Source organism: Allosphingosinicella sp., assembly GCF_036387615.1.
Lineage (GTDB): Bacteria > Pseudomonadota > Alphaproteobacteria > Sphingomonadales > Sphingomonadaceae > Allosphingosinicella.
Genome location: NZ_DASVTH010000036.1, coordinates 52,433 through 77,280, shown reverse-complemented (window position 1 = coordinate 77,280; position 24,848 = coordinate 52,433). Strand labels below are relative to the sequence as shown.

Sequence of the window (24,848 nt, the reverse complement as noted above, 5' to 3'; positions counted from 1 at the left end):
GGCCTTACGACGATGGCCTTCCGGGTCCCGGCGCCGCGACCGCGCAATGGCGGCGCGAGCAGAGTAAGCTCCGGTTCCGAGCGAGCGCAAGAGTGGCTGAACCGGGCGAAGCCGGTTCAGCCACGGGCGGCTATGCCGCCGCTGCGATGCGCCGGGCTTCGCCCTTCGGATGCGTCCCGAGGGATCCGCGACGGTCGACAACGGCGACACCCTGCTCCTTCGCTTGAATGACGAGACGCTCCAGGACGCCGTTGCCGGCGAAGGCCACAACATAGCGGGGCTTGAGCGAAAGCATCTGCTCGTTGCGCTTGAATCCGGCCCGCGGGCCGAGGCGGCTGTCGAGCCCGAAGGCAATCTGAGCGACCTTGCGGCGCTCGGCCCAGGAGGCTGCCAGCCGGTCGGCGCCTCTGCCGTCACCGCCGTGGACAAGGACCATGTCGGCGACGTGCTCGCGAACCTTGTCGAGCGTAGCCCAAACGTTCGAAGCGTATGTCGTTGCGTCCTCTCCGCTCGCGAAGGATAGGCGGCCGCCGGCGAAAACGACCGCCGTCCCCTGCGGCATCGCGGCCGTTCGGCGGCTCTCGGAACGCGCTCTCAGGAACTCGCGGCCATCGACAACGGCGGAGGTCAGGTTCGCCGAATGGTTCAGCCGAGATCCGCCAGCGGGCCTCCACGAGGAACCGGTCTCGCTCATATAGAGGGCGGCCGCGGCCTCACGGAAGCTCTCGAGGCCCAGCATCGCGACCTCGGCGGCCCGAGCTCTCGCGATCTGCGTCTCGAGCTCGGTCGTGTGGATTTCCGAACCGTCGGCGGACGCTAGCAGGCAGCGGATTTCATCGGTGGCGCGATCGATCTGGCCGCCGCGTTTGGTCGCCGCGCGATGGAACAGATTGACGATGCCCCAGGCGAGCTCCTCGGCATCGTCCTCAAGAGCCGTGTCGGGAAATAGTGCAAAAAGCTCTGACCAGATCGCGCCGAGCGTTTGGTCCACGGCATCAGGGTCTGGCAGTTCCGAGGCGGCCGCGGACCCAATCCGCTCGATGTGAAGATATCCGAGCTCGAGCTGCGCGAGCTGGGCGGCAAGGCTTGTGTGCATGATGCGTCTCCCGTCATGGCGACGCCGGCGATCCGGCGACGGGAGCCCGTGAGACCCGGCACAGGCGCACGGCCGCACCGCGCGGCGCGCGGGACACCCCCGGACGAGGCTGGCGCGGGCAGCCCCGCAAGGCGGGGCAACACGGGCTGAAGGCCGGCGGGTTGCGGACCGGCGGCGACGGGTCAGGGCCGCTCTCGCGCCGGACCGGGGACGCCGGGGGGAAGCTTATCGTAAGGCAAAGCGCGCCGCTCCCCGATCAGCAGGCCGCGGTCAGGCAGCAAGGCGCTGCGCCTCCTCCCGCCCCTCAGCCGCTTCGTCGGCTCTGCGCCCAAGGCGCAGCAGCAGCTTGCAGGCCTCCTCGGCTCTGGCGGCCGCGGTCAGGATAGCGCGGCTATCCGCCTTCAGCACCTTCAGCCAGGATGCGAGGTAGCTCGCATGATGGTCGAGATGGGCAACCGGAAGCCCGAGCTCCGCACCCAGCATGGCCGCGGCGAGCTCGGCGATCAGCTCCTCGACCGCATAGGCATCGCTGCCGAAGCGTCCGCCGAGGCTCCGCGCGAGCCGGCTGTCGTGCCCGGTCCAATGGGAGAGCTCATGCGCCAGGGTGGCGCGGTAATGGTCGAGATCCTCGAACACTGTCGGATCCGGCATGGTGATCCGGTCCCCCGCAGGCTCGTAATAGGCCTCGCTTCCCTGGTGACGCAGCTGTGCCGGGATGCTCGCGAAGAACATGTCCAGGGCAAGGTCCCGCGCCGCCGGCTCGGGCAAGGGCCGGGGGGCTGGAAAGTAGCGCTCCGGGAGGCCGTCGATCTGACAGGCGTTGAAGACGGTGAAGCTCTTGAGGACGCGCCTTGCCTCGTCCTGGACGAGGCCCGTCTCGCGATCCTCAACCTCTTTCGAATAGGCTTTGTAGAAGATGGCGTTCGTGCCGCGCTCGCCCTTCCTCACCTGCCCGCCCAGAAGCTGGGCCTGGTGGTAGGTGAGCCAAAAGGAGGACGCATGACCCGCGGCCTCGGCGGCCATCCAGAGCCAGAGGGTGTTAATGCCCTGATACGGCGTTCCGCAAGCGCGAAGCGGCCGCGACGAGCCGGCGGCGTTCCAAGGTCGGATCCAGGGGCGGGTCCCCGCCTCGAGACGCTCGATGATTGCCAGCGTGATCGTGTCGGCGGGGCTTCGCGGAGGGGGTGAGGATTTGCGCATTTCTGGTCTCCCGGGTGCGTTCATTCGCGACCACCCAGGGCACCGCCCTCTTTCCTCTCGAAAAGGGCGCGAGCTCACCAGAATCTCCACCAGGGGCGCGCCTCGCGCTCGAGCTCGCGGTCGAGGCGATAGAGCGCGTCGGCGAGGTGGCCTCTCGCCTCCTCGCTGGAGATGCCGAGCCGCTCGGCGATCTCGTCGTAGGACAAGCCCTCTCGCGCACTAAGGAAGAGCACGTCCCGCTCCGTCGGCCGGAGCCTCGAAGCCCCCTTTTCGATCTGGTCGAGCCCCGGCGTTCCGGGAGTTTTCGGCATGGAACGTCTCCTGATGCTCGGCAGGGGTTGAGGGCGGCGGGGAACCCGGGCGGCAATCCGTTCCGACCTGTGCGCCATCTCTGCCAATCTCCTGTGAGGCGTCGCCGCCCTTCCGGATGGGTGATGGTCGACTGGTCAGTGAGGCACCTCAGCTAGGCGCGTCGGTCGGGGTCGAATGCGGCGGATAGTGGGGAGTGCCTGCATTTCCCGTTGGGCAATCCCTGTGGCCACTTTTTGACTAATTCCGGTCGCCGCCCTCAGCGGTTGCCGAGGGTGACCGGGCGGCCCCCCGTTCAGGAGGGACCGCCCGGAAAGAACTGCCCGGGAGACGTCAGGCGGCTTCTTCGATCTCGTGATTGGCGTCTGCGCTCGAGGGCTCGCCCACGGCGCCTTTGGCTCCGGGAGCATTTTCCGCCTCGGGTTCGTCGAACGGCTTGACGGGCTCGGACTGCGCGGGTGCGAAGCGCATCGCCTCCGGAACCCAGGCGAGCGCGGCCTCCTTCACCTCGACCTCCGCGATGAAGTCGCCGGAGAAAATCCGCTCGCACGACTGGGCAAGCTCCGCCTTCTTCGCCTTGGCGTAGCGGCCCGCCAGGGGCTCTCCTCCGATCTCCTCCAACGCTTCAAGCGTGACGCTCTTGGGCACCCGATCGAAGTAATTGGCGCCGGTCGGCCGCCACCAGCCGGCGACGTCGATGCCCAACATGCGGCCGAGATGGTCGTGGAACCCGCAGGCGCGTTCGCCCGCGAGGTTGAGGGTCGGCTCCAGCGTCCTCGCCACGGCATGGCCGAGCCAGGCCGCCCGCGCCTCGTCCGGCAGTGAGCGGAACGCGTCGAAGCGCGCCGCCCGCGTCTCGCCTCCGGTCCAGCTGCGGTCGAGTGCTTCCGTCGCCTGCTCACGGGCGATCGTCGCCGCCGCGCCGGGAGTCTTGAAGTCGAAGAGGCGATTGGAGGGCGGGAGAGCGGTGAGCGAGAAGCCGCTCTTCTCACCCGAATAGCCGGCCTCCCGGTCGATCATCAGGAAGATGGCGAGGTCGAGCGCCAGGCCCGGATCGGCCGCCACGTGGACGGCAAGGATGTCCCGCCGCTGCATCGCAAGCTCGTCCACGAGCCTTTGCGACAAGCCCGCAGTGCGGGGGGGCTTGATTTGCCCGCCCGAGCCGTCGTGATCTCGCCCGCCTCCATCCTCGTTCGGTACGCCGCCGAGTCCCGCTTCGGCGTAGAAGCTTGTGTCGAGCCTTGGGCGCCCTTGCTCGTCGAGTATGAGAAAGGCGCCGACCTGCGGCTTGAGCGCCTCGTCAATCAGCGGAAGCTTGTTGACGATCGCGTTGATCGCGTCGCTGAGTTCCCGAACCTTAGCTTCCGCCTGCTCGCGCTCCGCCCCCGAAGTCTCCTCGTCCTGGAGGATGTCGACGAGATCTTCGACCTCGCCTTCCAACGCATCGACTCGTGCGGTTTCCTCGTGGCTGAGCGGCGGCGTCTCGACCGGCACGCGGCGCAGCCCCTCAACCTGTGAATGACAGACCCAGCTGTCGAGCGTCGGGCGCACGAAGGCCAGGCCGTTCTCGGCGGCCGCCTCGGCAGCGAGCACTTCCATCTTCTCCACCGCGAGCCGCTCAAGCAATGCGACGTCCAGCCAGCGTGAGTTACCCTCGTCGGAAAAGAGATCGCGCTCGATCCGGCCTCCGGCGACGACATAGGCTTCCTCCCCGACGAGGCGCGCACGCCGATCGCTGGCGCTGGCGGTCGCCTGCGTCATCATGCGCCGGATGCTGTCGGGATGGTTGGCGGCGTAGCTGCGTCCGACCTGCTCGAACACCCAGGCCTGCCGCTCCCGGTCAGGGGTCGCCGCATAAGCCTTGGCAACGTCGAGGCTGAGCTCGCCGGCGCCGAGGGCGTCGAACACCACCGGCGCGAGATTCGCCAGCCGCAATCGGCCCTCGACGAAGCGAACGGTGAGGCCGAAACGCCGAGCGATGCCCTCGACGTCGGCTCCCTGCTCGATGAGCTGCTGGAAAGCGAGGCACTCGTCGGCGGGGTTCATCGACAGGCGCTGGAAGTTCTCGGCGAGGCTGGCCTCGCGGCCCGCCGATGCGCCTTCGACCACGAGGCAGCACACCTCGAAGTCTTTCGGGAGCTTACCCTCCTCCGCAAGGCTCTGGAGCGCCCGGCGGCGCCTCTCTCCGGCTTCGACCGCAAAGGGGCCCCTGGGCTTGCCGGCGCTGGTAACCACGAGATTTTGAAGCAGGCCGCGGGCCTCGATGTCGGCCTTGAGCTCGAGATCTGCCCTTTCATCCGTCCGCCGCCGCACATTGCGTGGAGACGACACAAGCTTGTTGAGAGGAATGGTCCTGATCATGGATGGTCTCCGGATGAGAGCCGGCGCGGCCTCTCCGCACCCGTCGCTCACCCCGTCGCCACGCTCCCTTTCCTCTCTTTTCACCTGGGACGAAGGTAGTGGGACTCGACCTGGTGCGCTTTCTGCTGACGCTCTTTGCGTCAGTGCCAGGGTTTGACGGGGAACCTGCGCCACGCGCGCAAGACTTAGCCACGGTGAGCATGCTCAGAGGGACGGAGAGAAGATGCACCCCGTGTTTACAACCAGCGGCTCGTCGGTTCGGATGCTACTTGCTAGCCGAAGAAAAAGGGCTAGCCCGGCGGCCCCTGACGTTCCCGTACGAATGCCCTCTGCTCGCGCTTTTGCCATCGCGCGCTCGGCTTCAACATCCTCAAGATCATTGTAGACCTTCGACCTCGGACCGATACTCCCTGCTTTGATGCACTCAGCAATCAGCGCCTCTACTCCTGGCAGCGTCGGACGGTACTTTGCGTACAGCATATCCAGACGAGTCCGGGGGTTATCCGTAGTTGCCCCATAAACGGTGATGCCCATGAGATCCTTTTGACTCTGCAATCTGGGGTCTCGCTTTCCGTTCACTTCAGCGTGGATGATCGACACTATGTTCGAGAATAAACCACCAGATCCGAATGGTACGAAAATGTGTCGTGGCTCTTTGTTAATTATTTCATACGATAGCCAATCATAGTAGCTATATGCTGATGCAGCTGCAGCGTCACGAGGAGTGACATCAATTCCATCACCGTTATCAGTCGCAGTTAGAACCATTTCATCAGTGTAAAACTTTGTCTCTAAGTCGCCGTGGAAAACGCGGGCACCGATAGATCTGAGCCTGTCCTCTACAGCTGGCTGTCTGCGAGCATCGTTCATAAGCACATGCAGATCAGGAAGCTGCCTAACCCGAAGCATCGATTGCAGCGCAATGGCCGCGCTACCCGTCGAGATCATTGAATAGCGCTGTATGGCCAAAGAATTTGCTTCGTGCATCAGTGCTTGATCAATTCTTTTTTTATATGCTGTAATCATCTCCCAAGCCCATCGATCTTTGTGGCTTGCGCTTGGATTGTAACTTTCGTCTTTGATCAGAATGGTCCGCCCTTCTATCGTTATCTGTACGGTGTGCGTCGCGGGAAACCGGGGGCAACTAGGAGGAAACTCAGGATTTTCCGGATGATCGAAAGGAGGGACGAATATGTGAGCTGAAATGTTTTCCAACACCTGTCGCTCATACCAGACCGGCCGATGACCCACACCCGCTCGTGTCTTTAGTTCTAGACCCTCCACGTTAAATGGGCGTCTAAACTCCTGTGCCAATTCGACTAGCGCGCGTACTTTGTACGGAGTTTCCACAGGGTTTCGCCCGGCTCGCTCAATCATAGCCTCGCAGGTAAGGAGCAGACCAGATAGGTTGCGTTTGCTGTTGAATAGCGTAAGTTTATCTCGGTGTGCGCGGAAGCGGCGCAATGTCATGTCTGAGGCCGGGATGGCTCTTGCGTCTCGTGGGACCAGCCTCTTCATCTCAGAATGAATGAATTGCGGCGTCCAGCCGTAGGCCTTACATATTTCCCGAAACCCTTCCCGGACAGCCCCATACCGCTCCGGTGTCCAAAAACTGCCGGATGCCGCTAACGCGGCTTTGAAGTTTTCGCTTGCATCCTTCATGCCGCTCCTCGAAGTCGGCCACTGTCAGGGCCAGTAGTCAGGTTTTACAGGGGCTAGGGGACGCGGTCAGAACAAACCTGACTATCTGTCCATCAACTGTTCACCCGTTGCAACGGGTTAGCCCAACATACTGCTAATTCTCACCCCTGGGCGGAGGATTGTCCAGCTTCTGGGGAATTGCATGTTCAGGCCTAGCCGCGCGATCCTTGATCTGCATCGCACCAGTCATTCCGTTTCGGACCGACGTGCGGTGCACGGCAGAGGAGCGACACATGAAAACGAGCATCAGGGCACCGGCAATCGCGGTCTTGACGATTGCTATGATCGCTGCGGGTCCGGCGCGCGCGCAGCAACTCGGGGAACTTCAGAACGCCCCTGCGGAAGCACAATCGCCAGCCGAGACAGCGTCGGATGCCGATCTGGAAGGTGCCCGCGGCGGTTGGGTGTGGGTCGTGATCGGCGCTGGGGCAACCGGGAGCTTATTCGTCGTTCGGCAGTGCGCCTCGCGCATCGGTGCCTGCGCCAGCGGGGCTCGAGCAGTGTTCACCAGTTCCCGCCAAGCGCGTCAGTGGGTGTGTCGCAGGACGGGCAGGCTGTGCTGACTGAGGCACCAGTAATCGTTGTGGCAGCTGCTTCGGCAGTTGCCACAACCACCCGACCGATAGTGGAGCGGCAACGACGCGACGACGATTGTGGCGCGGCTGTGCTCGCCATGCTGCTGCAAGCCGCCGGTATTGAGACATCGGTGAGGAAGCTGGAGCACTTCGCAACTCAGCGGTCAAACAACGGTGCCGAGGGTTTAACCATGGGTGACCTAAGGCGGATGGTAGCGGCCACTAAATCCGGCCTCTTCCTAGAAGCCAAATGGCCGACCGAACAGGCTCTGATTGAGCAGGTCCGATCAACCCCCTCGATTGTTCTGGTTTATGAACAGGGCGGACGGCGTGGAGGAGAAACAGCGGCTCTTGGCCACTATCTTCTAGTTGAGGGTTGGTCCTCGACCAGGGGTTTCCTGGTGTCCGACCCGGCCGTTGGGCGGCGAGGGTTCATTCAAGGCCGAGATCTCCTAACATCGGCGCATCAGCGGAGGCGAAACGGCAGTCTCCAAATTCTTGCACTACACCTCAGTCAACGGGGTAGTCCCATTCCAGCAAGCTCCGCGGTCACGGGTCAAGAGGAACGGAGTTTGCGCGACATAACAGAACTTCGACGGCTGCAGTCTGGACTATCGCCTGGGCAGACAGTGGTCACACTAGCGCTCCGCCACGGAAGGATGCGCGAGACTAGCCGAGGTGAGGAACCCGTCTCATTGCGAAGCAGGTCTACGTCGGCTGGAATGACGATTCAGTACGGGCTCGACCACCAACAGACGCTGAGTCTGTCTGCAGGCTGGGCCCAAGCGGGCGGCACAATCCGGATCCCGGGCTCGGGGACTCTGTCATTTCGCGATGCAGCAATAGGGCCGGTACAGGTCGGATATACCCGACAAGTGAATCTCTTCGATCTAGAGAACGCTTCGACATCGTTCTCGGCCGGAGCTGCTTTTTCGCGGCACGCCAAACCCTTAGGCGCTTCACTAGGACTTGGAACGCAGGTTCAACAGGGAATGACCGGCTTTATCGGCGGTCTCGACTTCTCGATCGCACCAGTCGGGCCAGATCTGAACGCAGCGGCGACCCTCTCGGGTGGTGTGGCTCAGGCTCTCGGTCGCCGAACAAATATCGGGCTGGCTCTGTCGTTCACTGTTGCAAGCGATAGACCGGCAGAGAGCAGTCTGCTGCTCTTTGGTTCGGTCCACATCAGTGGCTCCATGGAACTGGGAATGTATGCATCTCAAGGCATCGGGCGACCAGATGGCTCGCGATCACGTGAAGTAGGGCTAACGCTCACACGTGCGCTGCCGAACCTGTTTCGTTGAGGCGTCGCAGTGCCCCCGTCAGAAAAAAGCACAGCGTCTGCAAAGCCTCGTGCCCTGCTTAGATTCTAAGGCTGCACCAAGCCATCCAACACTGCAAGCACGTTGTTGACGGGCACAAAAAGCCGCGTCTTGTAACGGATAATCTCGGTGAAGCAGCCCTGCGCCTTGTACCAGGGCAGTCGCGCCGCGCTGAACCCTGCGATCTCCAGGCGCTGGCTTCCATTCACCAAGGAACGCTTCAGCGTCAGCGGCTCCGGGCCCTGCAGTGGCAGAGGTCGGCCTGTTCGAAGCACCGTTCTTGCAAGCTCTTCGAGGGGAAGCTTAGCGCCAACCTCGATCCCAAGCTTGTTGCCGAGGTCCGCCAGCGCAGCCGTCGGAATTTCTCGCCCGAGCAGCGAACGCCCTTCTGCCGAGGCGATGCGGATCACCTGAACGTGATCCTCCGGCAGCTTGTCCCAGACCGGGAGCAGAAGCCCCGTGGCGAGGTGGATGGTCTCGCGCCGAAGGGTCGCTTCCGCTTCCCGCACCTCAGCCTTCCAGGCGGCCTCGAACGCCGCCCGCGACACTTCGCTCCAACTGGTCTCCTCCAGCAGATCGCAAGCCACATACTCGCGTTTGAGCGGCCGGATCAATTCGTAACGCGGGATCGGCAGGCCCTCCTCGGACATCAAGCTGCGTGCGCGAGTCCGCAGCGCCGCCTTCCCGGAGCGGCTGTTCAGCATCGGCACCGCGTCGCGACGAGTGCCGCGGAGCGCCTGAAGCCGTTCCAGGCGCATCGGGCGCAGCCGCCGCGCGATTTCGATTTTTAGGAGATGGGTCGTCGCGCCAGAGCGCCGATCGGTTCGCACAATGCGGTCCTCGATGATGTCGAAGGTGTCGACCGGGATAGTCTCAACTCCGACGTCGAGCGTCCCTGCTTCGCGCGCCGCCGCGACCCGCGTCTCGATCAGCCCCACAAACTCGTCGAAAATGGCATTCTGAAGATTGATGCGAAGCGCGAGCAGGCGGTTGAGCCAACGCTGGATCGGCGGCAGATCATCTCGCAGACCGCCGCCGTCGCCCTCCAGCTTCAGCCCCGTCAGCTCTTGGAAGCGGTCGAAGGTCGTCGAGCGCAGCTTCCCATCGAACAACAGGCGATACCAGCCGATCAGCGCATCCTTGGCATAGCGGCTTTCGAGATTGTCGGCCGGGTCGAACAGGTTCTGGCCGCCGGTCTGGCGCTGCCCGCGGGTGAGGGCGCCGAGCGCATCAAGTCGGCGCGCGATCGTCGAGATGAACCGCCGCTCGCCGCGAACGTCAGTCGTCACCGGCCGGAACAGCGGCGCCGACGCCTGGCGGGTGCGATGCGTGCGGCCGAGCCCCTGGATCGCGGCGTCGGCGCGCCAGCCCGGCTCGAGCAGATAGTGGATGCGGCGAGCCTGGTTTCTGACGTTGAGGCAGGCATGGTAGGAGCGCCCAGTTCCGCCGGCGTCGGAGAAGACCAGAATCTTCTTCTCGCCGCGCATGAAGGCGTCCGCCTCCACCAGGTTCGAACGCGCAGTCCGCGTCTCCAGCTTCTGCCGGCCGTCCTCACCGACAACGAGCCGCCGCGTGCGTCCTGTTACTTCGGCAACAGCGCTGGTGCCGAACTGATCGAGCAAGGCGTTGAGCGCAGTGCCGATCGGAGGGAGCGCGCAGAGCTGTTCGATGAGGTCGTCGCGCGCCTGCTGCGCCGATTGCGAGTGGACGGGTCGTCCGTCCTCGTCGGACATTGGCTCCGAACGCGTGTTGCCCTCGGCGTCGGTAAACACCCGCATGTGACGTGTGGGAAAGGCGACAGTGAGATAGTCGATCACATATTCGCGCGGGCTGAGGTCGATCTCGAGCGCCTCCCGCTCCTCCGGAGAGAGGTCAGCGAGCCGACGGTCGAGCATGGCCTCGGCGGTCGAGACCAACTGCACCACGACCGCCTGCCCCGCCTCCACATCCGCCTCAATCGCGGGCATAAGGCTCGGCAGCTTCATTGAGAGCAGAAGTTGGCCGAAGAAACGTTGCTTCGTGCCCTCGAACCGCGACAAAGCGGCGGACTTGGCGTTTGCGTTAAGAGTGGTCCCGGTCGCGGCGTCGACGACGCGGGTCGACTCCAAAGCCGCCTCGAGATTAGCATGGATGAATGCCCAGGCGTCGGCATAGGCGTCGTAGACACTGACCTGCTCCGGGGTCAGCGCGTGCTCGAGCAGCTCATATTCGACGCCGGCGAAGGAGAGCGCGCGGGCGGCGTAGAGGCCGAGCGCCTTGAGATCGCGGGCGACGAGCTCCATCGCCGCGATCCCCCCCTCGCGAATTGCGGCGACAAACTGCCCTCGGTCCGCGAACGCTGTCTCGGGGCCCCAGAGGCCGAGCCGCATCGCATAGGCAAGGTTGTTGACGTCCGAAGCGCCGGTCGCCGACGCATACAGGACGCGCGCCCGCGGCAGCAGGTTCTGCAGCCTCACTCCGGCGATGCCTTGCTCGGAACCCTTTACCTTGCCGCGGCTGCCCTCGCCTCCCGCGGCGTTCGCCATCGCGTGCGCTTCGTCGAAAGCGACGATTCCGTCGAACTCGCTAGTCGCCCATTCCAGGATCTGCCGAAGCCGCGTCGCGTCGGCCCGGCCCGACCGCAAGGTCGGATAGGTTACGAACAGGATCCCGTGGTCCATCCCGATCGGCGCGCCGAGTTTCCACTGCGAAAGCGGCTGAATGTCGAGCGGCAGGCCGCCGAGCGCCGTCCAGTCGCGACGCGCATCGTCCAGGAGGACCTCGTTCTTGCTGATCCAGATATGCCGTCGGTTCCCACGCAGCCATTGGTCGAGGATGGTTCCTGCGATCTGCCGGCCCTTGCCGGCGCCAGTGCCGTCGCCGAGGAAATACCCACAACGATATGCGGCGCCCTCGTCGGCCATGTCGGACGGCTTCAAATCGCAGCCCTCGTCGACGGGGGTGAAGCGGCCTGGCAGGTCGCGCTCGAACGCCGAGCCGGCATAGATCAAGGTTTCGAGCTGGGCTTCGGAGAGCAGCCCCTCCCTGACCAGCTTTGCAGGCAGCAAAGGCGCTCGTTCAGGCTTCGGCGCGGCGATCGAGCCCATTGCGAGCGACTCCACAAGCGGCGTCGGATGCGCGCAGGCGCCCGCGATCGAGATCCGGCTGGGCCGATACGGCAAATAGATCCCGACCGGGTCCGCAGCCGGGGCGGGCTGGTCGTGAATTTCGAACGACAGGAGCGCCGGCTCCAACGCCCGCGACGCACTCGGCGGGCGACGTAATGGAGCCGCAGGCGGCTGGGCTCGCCTCGCGAACAAGAAAGGCGGCCGTGGCAATCGGGCCTGGGTGTCCGCTCGGTCATCGATACGGTGCGGAATGGCCTCGATCAGGGGCAGAGCCTCGTCGAGCTGCTCCACCTTGGCGAAAATCGGTGCACCGCCGGTTTTGGCCTTGTCGTAGACGACAAGCCTCACCGCCACGCCGGTGCCGTGTCGCGCGAATGCTCCGGGCGCGATCAGAAGGTCGAGGCGCAACGAGGCGCGGCCCTCGATCCGCGTCCTCAGCTCGTGGCCCGAACCAGCGGAACTGAAGCTTTCCGGCATGATCGCAGTCAGACGCCCGCCGGTCGCGAGGCGGTTTAGCGCTGCGCCAAGGTGCCGGGCCGCCGCGTAGCGGTCAGCGCCCCGACCGGCGCTTCGACCGAACGGAGGGTTCATCAACACGAGCGATGGCCGACAGGCGGGATCGAGGAGGTCGTCGATCAGCTCGCCGTCATAGCCGGAGAGCCAAGCCCCCGGAAACGCCTCGGCAAGACTCGAGCGTCGATCGGCATCGATTTCGTTGAGAAACAGGCGGCACCCGGCACGGGCTGCGGGCCAGGAGAGGAGGCCATTGCCGGCGGAGGGCTCGAGCAGGACCTCGCCCTCGCGCGGCCGCGCCGTCAGTCCGGCGAGCCACGCAAGCGGCAGCGGTGTCGAGAATTGCTGGAGCTCGACCTGTGCCTCGGACCTGTAGCTCTGCACCGGGAAGCGCCCGACGAACGCCTCAAGCGCGGCGAGCGCTTCGGGACCCGAGCCTGCCAGGAGGGGACAGTCCGGCGCGGAGAGGAAAAGCGTTTGGGCAAGCTCCAGAGCATCATAAGCCTGGCGCATCGACCAGGCGCCGGAAGCGTCGGACGCACCGGTTTCCCGTTCGAAAAGGCAACGCAGCAACGAACGGTCGATCGTCTCGCCGGCGCGGAAGCGGGCAAGGAGCTCGCGCGCGACAGCAACATGGGAAAGGGGAGCGTCATCGCGCTTCAGGGGAAGGGTGGCCATGGTGAGTCTCCGGCCTGGAGCCACATAGTCGCTGCTCCGGGGCGTGCCCCGCCCGCCACCTTTCCTCTATCGATCGGGTGAGAATCTCATCGCGCGGATCACATCGTTCCAGTCGGCACCGGCCTGCCTGGGGCAATGCACTTCGATCTCGAGGTGCGCGAAGGCTCCGCGCGCAAGAACTTCGGCCCTGCGCCCGCCTGCATCATTGTCGAGAAACAGGACGAGCTCAGCCACGTCGGGCGGCAAGGCGACCAGTCCGAACCGCTCCGTGCCGAGCGTCGCCCAACAGGGGAGACGGAAGAGCAGCGACGCCGACAGCGCTGTCTCGATGCCTTCGGCAAGGCCGAGCCTGGGAGCGATGCCTCCCAGACGCACGGCGCCAGTGCCGAAGCGTCCAAGGCCGCAGCGAGGCTCGTCGATCGTCGCGAGGCCGCCGGAGCGGGCATCCAGGAATGTCCGGTGCACCGCGACGAGGCCGGTATCGTCGCGAACGGCGGCTATCATTGCCGGGCGGAAGCGGGTGAGCGGGTAAGGTCCGTGCGGCGTACGCCGATAATAGCGAAGCTCCGGCGAGGCAGCGGCGAGGCCCCGACCCTTCAGGTAGCGCTCTGCCAACGTCCCGGCGAGCGGGCTGGAGCCGCTCCAGAGGCGACGAGCTGCCCCGAGGGTGCGATTTCCCTGCCGGTCGGACGCCGACCCAGCCAAGGCTGATCTGTCGACCGCTGCGCTTTGGAGCGGCTGCCCTGCGGCGCGAAGCGCCTTGAGGATATCCGCAGCCGGGCAGCCGCCAAAGCAATGTAGGAGCAGGCTCGTTCGCCCAAGGCGCACACTCAGCGACGGGCGCCGGTCATCATGAGCGGGACAGCGACAAAGGCCGGCAGTTCCCGTCCAGCGCCCGCCGAGGCGCTCGACGATCATGCGACCTTGCTCTTCCAGGGTGTCGAGGGCCCGCCTCGCCATCAGCGTCTCCTCCAGCGCGCTCGCGAAGCGCACCCTCTCCTTCCGGTCACCTGCTTCAGCGGCGCACGGCCGCGGACAGAGGCACAAACAGGGTCGCGCCGTCGCCAGATCGCGGCCTGTTATCGCGCTGGGCCGGCGGGTCCTGCATGGTCGAACGATAGGCGAACAAAGGAGGGGGCTGGGCGGGTTCTGGCGGCGCCGAATCCGCCCGCGCGCTGGTGCCGGCGACAGCGGAGACATAGGAAATCGTCTCCGTCGGAAGCCGCCGGCCCGAGGCGAGATGCTCCGCATAGCGCCGAGGGCCCGCATTGTAGGCCGCGAACAGGCCCGGATAGCCGAAGCGGTCGTACATCGCGCGCAGATAGGCGGTCCCGGCAAGGATGTTATCGCGAGGATCGTGCGGATCGGCGCCGAGGCCGAGCAAGGCTCGCATCTCGCGCCATGTCCCTGGCATGAGCTGCATCAGGCCCATCGCTCCGGCATGGCTAACGATCGGGCGGCCTTTCAAGCTGGTCCGTCCTCCGCTCTCGGCTCGCATCACTCTTCGGATCCACACCTCGGGAACGGCAAACCGCGCCGACGCCTCGGCGATCTGGCCGCCCCAAGCGTCGATCGGGTCGGCAGCAGCGGGCGTTGAAAGCGCGGCGCTCCCGGCCAGCAGAGCGAGCTTCAGCGGGCCCATAGCAGCCTCGCCTCACCCACGAGCTCCCTCCGGTCCGTAAGTCCGAAATAGCGGCCGTCGAAAGATCCGGCGCTGCCTGGCGTGAGGAGGAGGAACTGACCGTCCATCAGATCGACGCAGCCGGTCCATGAAGGCAGCGCGCGGCCGCGCGGATCCGCGATCCGCCGCAGCACTTCCAACCGTCCGTTGACGAACAAGGCGCTGCCCGCTGCACAGACGCGGTCGCCGCCGGCCGCAGCCACCCGCTTCACCAGCGGGACATTGCCCGGAAGGTAGCCGCGCTCAGCCGCCAGGGCTCTGGCCGTCGCCGGTGGCCACGCGATCGCCGTCTCACCGCGCCGAACGCGATCGGCGGCGGACACTGTATAGAGGCCGATTGGAGCGCTTGCGCTTGCATTCCACACGAGCACCGGTCGGGGCGGCCAAAGCAGGGTGCCGAGGGCAGCGGCAGCCGCAGCCGCAGCCGCAGCGAGAATCCGGAGCCGCCGGTTCCGGCGGGCCAGCTTGTCGCGCCGAAGCGCTCCACTCCGGTGCACCAGCGGAAGCTGGGGAAGCTCAGGCACATGCCTGCTCCCGTGTTTCGCGGGACCAGCTGTCCAGGTCGTCGATATGATAGCGTACATAGCGGCTGTGCCGCCTGAAGCGCGGCCCGGTTCCCGCAGCTCGCATCGCCTGAAGCTTGCGGGCGCTAAGCCCGAGGTAAAAGGCGGCCTGATCGGTCGAGAGGAAGGGGCTCCCCTTCTTGGCTCGTGCCGCTCGACCGATATCGTCTTCCACTGGTGGCTCCCTGCATCGGACGCCGCGCAGTTGCGCGTCCGGTGCCGCCATCGGTGCCGCGGTTCGGCGAGCGCGCAGAGGCTCGAAAAAAGCCGGAGGCGAATTCGAGCCCCTGTCTCAGGCGCGGCATTCAGCCCGCGACCCGAGCGCGGACCTCTGCTCCAACTCGCTCGCGAAGCTCGCCGTGGAGCATCACGCCGCTTCGGGTGAAGTCCGGACAAAGAAGCGCCTCGCCCTCCACCGTGCCCGTCCGCAGCCCCCAGCGTGCAGCCGCGCGGAGGCAGATCACGGCCCGATCACCCGCTATGGCCTGGGGAAAAATGACCTCCTGCGCCCAGTCCACCGCTCGCCGGCATGAAGGCAAGGCGCTGAGCAGGTCGCCATCGCTGAAGCTGGCCGAATGATAAGGTGCCAGATCGAGGATCGCTATTCGCGACCGGGCGGCGTCGGCGTCGACCCCGAACTGCCGCACGATGCGGGTCCACCAGCGATGATGGGTCGGATGCTCCGCGACGGAAGGCAGCGGCGCAATCCCGCTACGCTGGTGAGAATACCAAGACTGCCCAGCCGCTGACTTGGCGTGGCCGACATCAAACTTGTCGAAGCCGGGAGCGATGAAAAGAAGGACGACGGGCGCAAGCTTGAGCTGACCGGTATAGGGAGCGGGCAGGCACCTCAGGTCGAAGCCATGCTCGACGCGGGAGAGGACCGCCTCGTCATCGGGATGAACACGAGCGGACGGAGCGCATCGCGACCAGAACTCGAAGAGATCCTCGCTCAACGCCGGGCCGAGCACAAATCGGCAAAGGCGGCTTCCGCCTCCGCCAAATGCCTCCGCCAGAAGTCAATTGCATCCCTCAGTCGGTCGAGCAGCCTCGAGCCGTCGGCCGCAAGAAGTTGGCCGACATCCAGGGCCACCCTCAACGACGCTCCGCTTGGCGCGAAAGGATCGGCGACCGCTCCAGTCGTGATTATGGCGGGATTGCCGCTCTCGATACCGCCCCGAAATTCTTTGAGGAGGCGATTGCGCTCAAGCTCAATGAACTCGCTGAAGATCGGCTCGCTCGTCCAGCGGGGCCAGCTGTCCGCGAGCCATGCCTTCTTCTGCGACGTGTCGGCGTCGACCTTCTGAAGAACGTGGCCGACCGAACGAAGCATGGCCAGGATTGCAAGGTGGTGCGCCTGATAGAAGGCAAGCGGTCGCATCTCGCTTTGGGGCCGACTGAACTCCGCCAGCAGCTCCTCGATCCGGTCGAGTTGAACCCGGGCGATCAGCATCGAGAACGCCCCAGCGGCGGCGGCAGGCAACGTGAAGTCCTCAGCATGGCTGCACCACCTTTTTTTCGGGGCCGCCTCCGGCTCCTCAGGCCTCCACCGCTTCGGGGTAGCTGGGTTTCAGCGTGAACCGCCACAGGGGCAAGGCGTCCGAGACATGTTCGGGCCGGATGAGCGGCGCGAACCAGCCCGGGCGAAGCGGCGCCCGTAGCTGAACAAGTGCCTCGTCCGCCACCGTATGCACGGCGAAATAGCGCGCAAACATCCGGCTGAGGCTGCCGACGAACTCGAACCCCTGATCGGACGGCTCCTCCGGCTCTCACCTGAATTCCACCGCCGTCAGCCGGCCGTCCTCGAGAAGGGCGAACGGTCCGTCGCACTGCCATCCGCCATGCTCCATGAAAATCGAGGCGATTTCCTTCTTGATCGGGTCGGTGATCACGTCATCTCCGCACAGCAATTGCGAACCGTCGAAGGTGATCGTCACCTGCCCGTCCTCGCCGATCGCGCTTGTGCGCTCCGGGTCGGCCGTCAATCGCAGCCGCAGCGGCGCGCGGGTACCGATGCTTCGGTCGCCAAGCCGCCCCAGCTCGTTGGCTATCATCGCCTGGGTCATCTCGAGCACCAGGTCGCCGCCGGCATCGACGAGGCGGTCGGGTGAGATAAGCGTCCAGGTGGACCAGCGCGCCCAGTAAACCGCCAGCTTGAGCTTTGCTCCCGTCGCGCCCGCATAGGCCTCGAGCGCCTCCCGATACGCCCGCTTCATGACCAGCCGCCGCTGGTCGGACGGGTCCTTGGCGTAGACATTCTTGACTTCGATCAGCCAATGCTCGCCGTCCGGCAACACGACCCGGAAGTCGGGAACCTTGAAGCGCTCGGCGCAATGAACCTGCGAGCCGTCTTCCGCTTTGAGAATAGCATACTCGCCCAAAGCGACGACCAATGCCTCGAACATTGCCTCCGCCCGCTGACCGTGGAGCAGGATCGGGTTGGACAGGGCCTCATCTATGTTGGAGTTGATCTCCGAGCCGAAAGCGTCCCTGAGGGCCGGATCCAGCAGCGACAGCCGCCGCTCGATCCCGAATTGAGCAAGCTCGGCAAGGATCTTGAACGGCTCCGGCATTGCTGGTTTCCCGGTTTTCGTGTCACCTGTAGATGGGCGCTGCACCATGCCGGCAAAAGGACCGGAGTTCAGGCAATCGCGCTCCGCTGGGCGCGTCACGTCAGCAAGCAGGGCGCCGCCCCGGGATCATAGCTGGACGGTGATGGAGGCCATGACGCGAGGAATATCCTTCACCACGATGCCGCCGCCTGTCTCGAAGGTCCAGGTATAGACGCCCTTTCCATGATCGGCGTCCAGCTGGTCGCCTCGGGCGCGGGAATAATCGAGCGCAACGGCCAGGCCCTTCGTCGCCAGATAAGCGGCAATCTCCGGATAGCGGCCGATATAGGCTCCAGTCCCGCCTTGTGGGAGATCGATCGCGAATCCTGTCGCATCGTCGATGGCCACCCAGCCATGTCGGTTTGCTCCCGGCATCTGCCGCTGCTCGACCGTAAATGTATGCGCGCTCATGGGGTAGGAGATGGGAGGGTCTCGGCCGCGCGCAATATGCGATCGGGCGGTTCAAGCCAGAAACTCAAGGTGTCCGTTTCTGCTCATCGCGCGCGCCGCTCGCACGAGGCGCTGTGCCTGCGCACGAAGGCTCGGCGTTTGGCTTCGCCATCGTGGCTCGCGGGCTGCCCGGCCCACCAGCGCCGCTGCGATCTCGCGTTGATCGGCGCCGGACGCGAGCGCGTCTCGGGCGCGGAGGACCAATATCCACCTCCTCGCCCGGCTTTCGGGAGCATGAAGCGACCGGCTGAGGCGGCCCGTTCGGTGAAGCGCGAGCAGGCGCCGCAAGGTCATCAGCGGCGCATCCGCCGACGCGAAGCCGCCGAGCAGATATTGCAGCCGCGACGGACCGCTGCCCACCGTCCCGGCGAGGACGTCGAGGCGGAGAGTTCGAAAGCCGTCCGACAGCAGAAGATGCTCGCGGCCGCTGCGGTCCTTCACGATGGTCCTCATCGAGGCGAAGCGATCCGGGTCGAACAAATCGACTGCGCCACCCCCGGGGACCGCAAGGACCGGAAGCACGGCTGCGTGAACGTCGGCGGTCCAGACCGGGCGGGCACCTGGCGCCGACCGAGAGGGATTCTCGAAAGCATGAAGTCCCCATCGCTCCGGCGTCACGGGCGGGCCGGCGCCCCTCCGTGCCTGCCCGCTCATCGCCTGCTCCGCAGCCGAGCGATAGTCGGCGTCCCGCCGGAGCCATTCCCATGCGAAGACGGAGCGGTCCGCCTCGAGCAGCGGGGCATAGGCCGCCGCATCTCTCCAATCTGCATGAAACTGCCGGTCGGAACACACCCGGCGAGGAAAGCGGCTCTCTTGGCGCTAAGCCATTCACCCATATGGGGGAATTGCGGAGCGGCCACCCGGGACGCTGGTCGGATCGACGGCAGGACATTCGCGATTTGCGACACCGCTTTGAAACGGCTCGGGACGGCTTATCTAGCCGAGAGGAGGATCAGGATGGCTCCCGAACGTGCCGGCACGCTAGGCGACCATAACCCGACACTCGCGGCGCTGCGGCAGCACATCCAGCTTGGCGAGCTGATGCCGCCCGGATCCGAGCCGCATCGGCTCGCGCGCGAACTGGGAAATCTGCCCACCCTCCCGGACCGCTTCAACGCCGCCTTCATTCCATCGGGCTGGGTCTTCGTTGAGTTCGCCTGCAGCGTTGAGATTGCCGAGCGGGCGCTGCAGCTGAAGGCTGCCGGCACTTGTGACGACCAGATCGATCGAAACCTCGCCGGCGGCTTCCTCGGCCTTGAACCGATCCGCTGCCAGGCGTTGAAGTTGCTGGGCGGGGGCTTGGTCGAGCCCAGATTCCCGGTTCGGGCAGAGGTCACCGAGAGAGCGTTCAAGGCCTATGAGGCCGGAGATTATCTGGTGGCGGTGCCCTTGATGCTGATGCTGATCGACGGGTTCGGCGTCTCGGCGACGGGGACCAAGAGCATCTTCTCCGATCTTGAGAAGCTCGACGAGATGTTCCAGTCGACCGAGAGCATGGCCGGCCATCCGAGTGCGCTCAAGGCGCTGCTCGCGCAATTAGGGCGTAGCAAGCGCGGCTATTCGGAAGAAGTGCTCACGCTTCCGCTGCGCAACGGCATCCTTCACGGGACCCGCCTCAATTATGCCAATGAGGTCGTCGCGGCCAAGACCCTGAACCTGCTCGCCGCCGTGATCGAATGGGCGCGGGACATCGCTCCCGAGCCCAAGAGCGAAACAGCGCGCCGCGAATGGAACGAGCGGTTCCTGCGCGCCAATCTCGAACGACTGAAGCCAGAATCACCGGAACGCGCCCTCGACCTGCTCGTCGCTGCCTTGGCGGAGCAGCGCGCCTCCGACATCGTCAGCCTCATCGATTATCTGCCTCTGCTCACCAACTTTCCGGAGAAGATGGCGGAGTGGCGCGAACTGCACGACCTCGCGATTGTCATCGAGCCCCTCTCGGCTTGGGAGACATTCGGAGACGGGCGCCCGGGGACGACGGCGCGATGCCAGGTCAGGCTGACGCTCTCCCGGGCTGACGGGAGCCGGATCGTGACCGAGGCTCGGATCTTCGCTGAGCGATCGGTTGCGCTCGCCGAGGCGGGCCTGCCCTCCTCTTGGCAGATCAGCCTCACGCTGCTCGGGCTCATTCGCGCGCTGCTTCGGGATGGCTGACCGCACCAGTCGCCGACGCGGGAGCGCCGGGCGTTGAAGCTTCGCCTCATTCCGCCGAGCTGGCGCGCTCTCGGCGCACGCCTGCGACGCGAGCTTCGCTCGCGAAAGCGTCTCACCGGCCACATCGACCGAGATCCCCGGACTCTAGAGCATTGGCGGCGCCAGTTCGCTGGCGAGGAGCGGACGATCGAATGCAGCTCCATGCAGTTGATCGGGCACGACCATGAGGGCAAGATCTTCACGGGCCCCGGCCGGATCCTCATCGATCAGCGGGGGATCAAATTCTTCCTCTACGGAAGCGCCGAAAACGGCTCTGCTGCCTTCAAGAAGTTTCTCTCCGCGCGCGCCAACCGCTACGAAACGCTGGAGCAGTTCAGACTCATTGCCACTGACTATCGAGGTACGACCTGGAGGGGCGGGTATACCGAGGTCGACTTCTTCACCGACCATGATCGCGGCTGGCCGCTGACCGGCGAACTGCAGGGTCTGTCGACCCGCGTCTCCGACTTCTGGGTGGCGCGCAGCCCCGGCGTCGAGATGCTGCTGATGCCGGCCATTGACCTGCCCATGGACGAGGCGCTGGAAACGAGCGCCACGATCGGCGGCGAGCCGGTCCGATGGAGCCGTGGAGCGGGCCGGCAGCGGCTCACTGCGCTCGGCTCGCAGATCAGCTTCGAGCTCGATCCGTCCGAGAAGGCGCTGTGGATCACCGCAACCATGAGCCCGGACCTGCAGCCAGTCTGTGCCGAGCGCTGGCTGACCGAGCCGCTCCGGATCATGCTCGGCGCGCTCGTCTACCCGAGGCTCATCGCCCGCAATTTCGGCGATGGCAGCGCAGACGTGACGTTTCTTCCAGCCCCCACCGAACGACGGCCTTCCGCGTTCGGCTTGATGCAGCCGTTTAGCGTCGGCAGCTATCCCGGCCGATCTGCGGAATTCTGGAGGCTTTACTCCAGCCTCCTCACGATGATCGGGAATGCGCGGGACGAGCATGGCCATCCCAGCCTCGAAAGCCACGAGGTAACCCGCCTCTACGAGGAGCTGATCCAGACCCAGAATGCCTCCCGCTGGATCATCACCATGACGCTGGCCGGCACGATCGAAGCGCTGGCGGGATCGCTCATGTCGGACGAGGACAGGCGGTCCGAATATGCGCCGGACGCGATCGACTCGCTGCGTGAACACATTCGCGCTTGGGCTGGCGACGCCAACCTGCGCTCGCGCATTCTCGGCAATCTCGCGCGCGCCGACGAGCGCAGCGTCTACGCCTTCATGCGGGGCCTGGCGCGGGCGAACGCGCTCGAGCCCACTCATGTCGAAACCTGGCGGCGAGTGCGAAATTCGGTGATGCATGGCGAGCTGACCGAGCCTTGGTCGACAGAGGAAGGCGACCGCCATCTCGCGGAATTGATCGCCCTTACCCATGCGCTGACCCGTCTACGCGTCGCCAAGGGCTAGGCCTCGCCGGGAATTCAACCGCACCGTCGAAATTGGCACCGCCGCGTCCGCACAAACGTCAGCCGATGCCGTGACCGACGCCACGTGAATAATGCGCTCCGGCCCGGCGCCACGGTAATTTCAACGCGAAACTAATTTGTTTCCGCGCCGCATTCCCGCTGCGCGTCCAAATGAAAGAAAATTGCCCATGGAAAAGTTGAAAATCATCAAGGCCACGAAGGCCTACCAGGTGTCGTATCGCATCAAGGGCGAGACCACGGCCAAGGGCAAGAGCCAGGAGCGCTACGACGATCTCGTCGGGCGGCTGGAGAGGTTCAAGGCCGTGCTGCGGTCCCGCCATTTCGACGACGAGGCGCATACCGCGACCTCGTCCTGGATCATCCGCAGTTCGGAACCGACGGCCGAGGCGCTCGCCCGGAAGCTGGGCCGGAACCTGACGCCGGGCGTCGATCTCCTCGAGGTGATCGAAGTCGTGCCGACGAACTGGTACCAACTGACCAGGTAGGAAGTCGGACAGCGCCTCGCGACGCGTCGACGCTCCGCGCCATGTCCGTATCACGACCGTCAGCCGGTTGCGGTGCGGGCATGGTCCGGCAGTTGCGTGGCTGGTCATCTTGTCGGCGGGATAGCTTCGTCGAAGCTGACCAGCGCGTCGCGCAGCACGCAGGCGACCAGCTGGGCTCGGCTCACCACGTCATAGGCCGCCCGCGCGCGCTTCACATATTGATGGGCGGTTTCGACGCTGATCCCGAGGATGCCGGCGATCTCCCAGTCGGTCTTTCCGGCCGCGAGCAACCTTACGCATTCCCGCTCCCGCCGGCTGAGGTGCGGGGAGCGACCAAGGCCTGTATAATGATGAAGCCGTCTCGCGGCGCGGAAGGCATGGGCGCCGAGCTGCTCAGCGCAGAGCAGCCGCTGGACCGGCAGGTCGCGGCCGGCTCTCATTGCGAACGAGCAGGACCCGGCGGGCTCCCCGGGTATGTTGACCGGTATCGTGAAGCCGTTGCCGATGTCGAAGCGCTTGGCCCGCTCCAGCACCTCCAGTTCGCGCCGGCCCAGCGCGACCAGCTCCGGCAGCTCCGACCAGGCAAAGCCGATGTTCGTGCGAAGGCTGGCGTGATGAACAGGGTCGGCGCCGATCAACGCGCGCGCCGCAAGTTCTTCTTCCCAACCCGGTGGGTAGGTATCGAGCCGGATCAGCCGCTGCGTCGCCGATCCCAGGCTGGCATGATGGAGAAGGGCGAAATAGTCGAACCCGAGCTCGCGCGAAGCATGGTCGAGCAGGACCTTCAGGTCCCGGTCGTTGCAGCAGAGTCCCGCCTTCGCCTCGAAAACATCGATGAGGCGAGCGAAGGGCACCGGCGCATCTCAATCCTGCCGCTCCCGAACCGCGGGGGGCGGGCATATGATCCAGATCAGCAAGTTCCCCGGAAATAATCCTGTTATAACTTGGGGATGTGTTGGAAACTTTCGGAAAACAGCTAAGATTGTCGGATTCGCAAGTGCCGCAGCGCCCGCTTGAGAACGGGGTCGAGGGGGCAGAAGAACGAGATCGGGGACATTGACGGCTTGGCGGCGTCTCTCCGGTTCCGACACGGACGGAGCCGCATGGGGACGTTTGAGCGGGCGGAGGCGTTTCTTCGCGACGTCAGTGCGACCAGCACCGAAGTCGAGCTCGCGGGCGCGCTCAGCACCGTCGCCTGTGAACTCGGCTTCACCTTTTTCGCGCTCACCCATCATGTCGACATCAGGCGAGCGGCGCAGCCGGCGATCCGCCTCCACAATTACCCTGACGAGTGGGTTGCTTATTACGACGACAACAGGCTCGGTGTCTCGGATCCGGTCCACCGCGCCAGTCATGTAACCAGCGTCGGCTTTGCCTGGTCCGACATCCCGCAGATGATCGCTCTTACCGCCCGTGACCATGAGATACTGGCCCACGGGGAGGCGCAAGGGATCGGCGACGGCTTCACCATCCCCGCAAATGTGCCGGGCGAGACGCACGGCTCCTGCTCGTTCGCCAACCCCGCCGGCCGGCGCATGAGAGAAGAGGAATTGCCGATAGCCCAACTCGTCGGCGCTTTCGCCTTTGAAGCCGCGCGGCGCCTCTGGCGGGTGCGAACGCTGGACTCTGCGGAACAGCCGAAAATGACCGAGCGGCAGCGCGAATGTATCCTGTGGGTCGCGCGCGGCAAGTCCGACTGGGAGATCAGCCGGATTCTCGGGGTCCAGCACGAGACGGTCATCCGCCATCTCAAGCTGGCCCGGCAGCGTTATGGAGTAGGGAAAAGGACAATGCTGGCCGTCCATGCTCTGTTCGAGGGGTCGATCAGCTTCACAGACGTGATGAAGCGCTGACAATGCCCATTTCTGGGAATGGCGCCCGGCCTGCCGCCGGCGCCAGTCTGACCATGTCATCCAGCCGGAGAAGGACATGGTCACTGTCGCCGAACAAATTTCCGATCCCGTGCGTCACCCGCCGCTCCGCAGCATGTTCGAGGCGCGCAAGCGAGTGTTCGTCGACCTCCTCCGCTGGGACATCCCGGTCATCGAGAACCGCTACGAGGTCGACCAGTTCGACGACGAGCATGCCGCTTATGTGATCGTCGCCTGCGCCGACGGCGGGCACGCCGGTTCGGCCAGACTGCTGCCGACGCTACGGCCGCACATCCTCGACACCTTGTTCCCGCAACTCTGCGCCGACGCGGCGCCGCGCGGCGTGGGGACAATGGAGATCACCCGCTTCTGCCTCGATCGGGGCAAGGGCGGACGAGAGCGCCTCGAGACGCGCAACCGGCTGGTTTCGGCGCTGGTCCGCTACGCGCTCGATAACGAGGTCACGACCTACACCGGTGTTGCGGAGATGGGCTGGCTTCAGCAGATCCTCGCCTTCGGATGGCGCTGCCGACCGCTCGGCCTCCCCAATCTGGTTGGAGGCAGGATGCTCGGCGCACTACGCATCGACATCGATGCGGATACGCCCGCCCTGCTCGCGGCCAACGGCATCTATCGCCACGCGCCGCTCGAGCCGATCGAAATCCTCCAGGCCGCCTGACGGTGAAAGGAAC

23 protein-coding genes and 1 pseudogene are annotated in these 24,848 nt (G+C 65.1%); 7 read left to right on the top strand and 17 right to left on the bottom strand.

Annotated features, from left to right (window positions below; all coding sequences use genetic code 11):
* Nucleotides 1-130 precede the first annotated feature (130 nt).
* From VF631_RS07665 to VF631_RS07645, 5 genes are all read right to left on the bottom strand, one after another.
* On the bottom strand, nt 131-1,096 hold the full coding sequence (locus VF631_RS07665) for a DUF2493 domain-containing protein (protein ID WP_431849696.1): 966 nt from the start codon (nt 1,094-1,096) through the stop codon (nt 131-133).
* A 270-nt stretch (nt 1,097-1,366) separates the two neighbouring features.
* The gene (locus VF631_RS07660; RefSeq protein ID WP_431849695.1) at nt 1,367-2,296 is read right to left on the bottom strand and encodes an ArdC family protein; all 930 of its coding nucleotides are present in this window, start codon (nt 2,294-2,296) and stop codon (nt 1,367-1,369) included.
* 74 nt (nt 2,297-2,370) lie between these two features.
* A complete protein-coding gene (locus VF631_RS07655; RefSeq protein ID WP_431849694.1) occupies nt 2,371-2,607 on the bottom strand; it encodes an RNA polymerase sigma factor in 237 nt (78 codons plus the stop codon).
* A 331-nt stretch (nt 2,608-2,938) separates the two neighbouring features.
* Nucleotides 2,939-4,966, bottom strand: a complete 2,028-nt coding sequence (locus VF631_RS07650) for a ParB/RepB/Spo0J family partition protein (protein ID WP_431849693.1) — start codon at nt 4,964-4,966, stop codon at nt 2,939-2,941.
* Between the two features lie 204 nt (nt 4,967-5,170).
* Nucleotides 5,171-6,628: a PLP-dependent lyase/thiolase gene (locus VF631_RS07645; RefSeq protein WP_431849692.1), complete on the bottom strand. Its 1,458-nt coding sequence runs from the start codon at nt 6,626-6,628 to the stop codon at nt 5,171-5,173.
* 181 nt (nt 6,629-6,809) lie between these two features.
* Between VF631_RS07645 and VF631_RS07640 the strand changes: the two are divergent.
* Nucleotides 6,810-7,658 (top strand): annotated as a pseudogene (locus VF631_RS07640) (cysteine peptidase family C39 domain-containing protein); the annotation flags it as partial.
* A 459-nt stretch (nt 7,659-8,117) separates the two neighbouring features.
* A complete protein-coding gene (locus VF631_RS07635; protein ID WP_431849730.1) occupies nt 8,118-8,546 on the top strand; it encodes a hypothetical protein in 429 nt (142 codons plus the stop codon).
* 65 nt (nt 8,547-8,611) lie between these two features.
* Here the strand turns inward: VF631_RS07635 and VF631_RS07630 are convergent, their stop codons facing one another.
* The 11 genes from VF631_RS07630 to VF631_RS07580 all read right to left on the bottom strand — a co-directional run bounded on the left by VF631_RS07630 (nt 8,612) and on the right by VF631_RS07580 (nt 18,960).
* The gene (locus VF631_RS07630) at nt 8,612-12,862 is read right to left on the bottom strand and encodes a strawberry notch-like NTP hydrolase domain-containing protein (protein ID WP_431849691.1); all 4,251 of its coding nucleotides are present in this window, start codon (nt 12,860-12,862) and stop codon (nt 8,612-8,614) included.
* A gap of 66 nt (nt 12,863-12,928) precedes the next feature.
* The gene (locus tag VF631_RS07625; RefSeq protein ID WP_431849690.1) at nt 12,929-13,855 is read right to left on the bottom strand and encodes a DUF7146 domain-containing protein; all 927 of its coding nucleotides are present in this window, start codon (nt 13,853-13,855) and stop codon (nt 12,929-12,931) included.
* A 22-nt stretch (nt 13,856-13,877) separates the two neighbouring features.
* A complete protein-coding gene (locus tag VF631_RS07620) occupies nt 13,878-14,504 on the bottom strand; it encodes a lytic transglycosylase domain-containing protein (protein ID WP_431849689.1) in 627 nt (208 codons plus the stop codon).
* Nucleotides 14,492-15,067, bottom strand: coding sequence for a S26 family signal peptidase (locus VF631_RS07615; protein WP_431849688.1), 576 nt, complete (start codon nt 15,065-15,067; stop codon nt 14,492-14,494). Before VF631_RS07615 ends, VF631_RS07620 begins: the two co-directional genes overlap by 13 nt.
* Nucleotides 15,060-15,281 (bottom strand): helix-turn-helix domain-containing protein, encoded by a 222-nt coding sequence (locus VF631_RS07610; protein WP_431849687.1) that lies wholly within the window; start codon nt 15,279-15,281, stop codon nt 15,060-15,062. The genes VF631_RS07615 and VF631_RS07610 overlap by 8 nt, the downstream gene beginning before the upstream one ends.
* A gap of 130 nt (nt 15,282-15,411) precedes the next feature.
* Nucleotides 15,412-16,062, bottom strand: coding sequence for a hypothetical protein (locus VF631_RS07605; protein WP_431849686.1), 651 nt, complete (start codon nt 16,060-16,062; stop codon nt 15,412-15,414).
* A complete protein-coding gene (locus VF631_RS07600; RefSeq protein WP_431849685.1) occupies nt 16,059-16,589 on the bottom strand; it encodes a hypothetical protein in 531 nt (176 codons plus the stop codon). Before VF631_RS07600 ends, VF631_RS07605 begins: the two co-directional genes overlap by 4 nt.
* A 55-nt stretch (nt 16,590-16,644) precedes the next feature.
* On the bottom strand, nt 16,645-16,821 hold the full coding sequence (locus VF631_RS07595) for a hypothetical protein (protein ID WP_431849684.1): 177 nt from the start codon (nt 16,819-16,821) through the stop codon (nt 16,645-16,647).
* A gap of 54 nt (nt 16,822-16,875) precedes the next feature.
* Nucleotides 16,876-17,679, bottom strand: a complete 804-nt coding sequence (locus VF631_RS07590; protein WP_431849683.1) for a hypothetical protein — start codon at nt 17,677-17,679, stop codon at nt 16,876-16,878.
* A gap of 126 nt (nt 17,680-17,805) precedes the next feature.
* Nucleotides 17,806-18,129, bottom strand: a complete 324-nt coding sequence (locus tag VF631_RS07585) for a hypothetical protein (RefSeq protein ID WP_431849682.1) — start codon at nt 18,127-18,129, stop codon at nt 17,806-17,808.
* Nucleotides 18,130-18,180: 51 nt separating this feature from the next.
* Nucleotides 18,181-18,960 carry a transcriptional regulator domain-containing protein gene (locus tag VF631_RS07580; protein WP_431849681.1) on the bottom strand — a complete coding sequence of 260 codons (780 nt, stop codon included), beginning with the start codon at nt 18,958-18,960 and terminating at the stop codon, nt 18,181-18,183.
* 165 nt (nt 18,961-19,125) lie between these two features.
* Here VF631_RS07580 and VF631_RS07575 point away from each other — a divergent pair, with 165 nt between their 5' ends.
* The 3 genes from VF631_RS07575 (at nt 19,126) to VF631_RS07565 (ending at nt 22,285) form a co-directional block, all read left to right on the top strand.
* A complete protein-coding gene (locus VF631_RS07575; RefSeq protein WP_431849680.1) occupies nt 19,126-20,322 on the top strand; it encodes a hypothetical protein in 1,197 nt (398 codons plus the stop codon).
* Between the two features lie 201 nt (nt 20,323-20,523).
* On the top strand, nt 20,524-21,780 hold the full coding sequence (locus VF631_RS07570; RefSeq protein WP_431849679.1) for a hypothetical protein: 1,257 nt from the start codon (nt 20,524-20,526) through the stop codon (nt 21,778-21,780).
* A gap of 187 nt (nt 21,781-21,967) precedes the next feature.
* Nucleotides 21,968-22,285 (top strand): hypothetical protein, encoded by a 318-nt coding sequence (locus tag VF631_RS07565; protein ID WP_431849678.1) that lies wholly within the window; start codon nt 21,968-21,970, stop codon nt 22,283-22,285.
* A 104-nt stretch (nt 22,286-22,389) separates the two neighbouring features.
* Here the strand turns inward: VF631_RS07565 and VF631_RS07560 are convergent, their stop codons facing one another.
* On the bottom strand, nt 22,390-23,139 hold the full coding sequence (locus VF631_RS07560; RefSeq protein ID WP_431849677.1) for a LuxR family transcriptional regulator: 750 nt from the start codon (nt 23,137-23,139) through the stop codon (nt 22,390-22,392).
* Between the two features lie 249 nt (nt 23,140-23,388).
* Between VF631_RS07560 and VF631_RS07555 the strand changes: the two genes are divergently transcribed.
* Both VF631_RS07555 and VF631_RS07550 read left to right on the top strand, forming a co-directional pair.
* Nucleotides 23,389-24,138, top strand: a complete 750-nt coding sequence (locus VF631_RS07555; RefSeq protein WP_431849676.1) for a LuxR family transcriptional regulator — start codon at nt 23,389-23,391, stop codon at nt 24,136-24,138.
* Nucleotides 24,139-24,214: 76 nt separating this feature from the next.
* The gene (locus VF631_RS07550; RefSeq protein WP_431849675.1) at nt 24,215-24,835 is read left to right on the top strand and encodes an acyl-homoserine-lactone synthase; all 621 of its coding nucleotides are present in this window, start codon (nt 24,215-24,217) and stop codon (nt 24,833-24,835) included.
* The last annotated feature ends 13 nt before the right edge of the window (nt 24,836-24,848 follow it).

Excerpts from the sequence above, each read along its gene's own strand:
- VF631_RS07665 (WP_431849696.1), bottom strand. The coding sequence starts at position 1,096 with ATGCACACAAGCCTTGCCGCCCAGCTCGCGCAGCTCGAGCTCGGATAT.
- VF631_RS07660 (WP_431849695.1), bottom strand. The coding sequence starts at position 2,296 with ATGCGCAAATCCTCACCCCCTCCGCGAAGCCCCGCCGACACGATCACG.
- VF631_RS07655 (WP_431849694.1), bottom strand. The coding sequence starts at position 2,607 with ATGCCGAAAACTCCCGGAACGCCGGGGCTCGACCAGATCGAAAAGGGG.
- VF631_RS07650 (WP_431849693.1), bottom strand. The coding sequence starts at position 4,966 with ATGATCAGGACCATTCCTCTCAACAAGCTTGTGTCGTCTCCACGCAAT.
- VF631_RS07645 (WP_431849692.1), bottom strand. The coding sequence starts at position 6,628 with ATGAAGGATGCAAGCGAAAACTTCAAAGCCGCGTTAGCGGCATCCGGC.
- VF631_RS07630 (WP_431849691.1), bottom strand. The coding sequence starts at position 12,862 with ATGGCCACCCTTCCCCTGAAGCGCGATGACGCTCCCCTTTCCCATGTT.
- VF631_RS07620 (WP_431849689.1), bottom strand. The coding sequence starts at position 14,504 with ATGGGCCCGCTGAAGCTCGCTCTGCTGGCCGGGAGCGCCGCGCTTTCA.
- VF631_RS07595 (WP_431849684.1), bottom strand. The coding sequence starts at position 16,821 with ATGTTTGCGCGCTATTTCGCCGTGCATACGGTGGCGGACGAGGCACTT.
- VF631_RS07590 (WP_431849683.1), bottom strand. The coding sequence starts at position 17,679 with ATGCCGGAGCCGTTCAAGATCCTTGCCGAGCTTGCTCAATTCGGGATC.
- VF631_RS07585 (WP_431849682.1), bottom strand. The coding sequence starts at position 18,129 with ATGAGCGCGCATACATTTACGGTCGAGCAGCGGCAGATGCCGGGAGCA.
- VF631_RS07575 (WP_431849680.1), top strand. The coding sequence starts at position 19,126 with ATGGCTCCCGAACGTGCCGGCACGCTAGGCGACCATAACCCGACACTC.
- VF631_RS07570 (WP_431849679.1), top strand. The coding sequence starts at position 20,524 with ATGCAGTTGATCGGGCACGACCATGAGGGCAAGATCTTCACGGGCCCC.
- VF631_RS07565 (WP_431849678.1), top strand. The coding sequence starts at position 21,968 with ATGGAAAAGTTGAAAATCATCAAGGCCACGAAGGCCTACCAGGTGTCG.
- VF631_RS07555 (WP_431849676.1), top strand. The coding sequence starts at position 23,389 with ATGGGGACGTTTGAGCGGGCGGAGGCGTTTCTTCGCGACGTCAGTGCG.
- VF631_RS07550 (WP_431849675.1), top strand. The coding sequence starts at position 24,215 with ATGGTCACTGTCGCCGAACAAATTTCCGATCCCGTGCGTCACCCGCCG.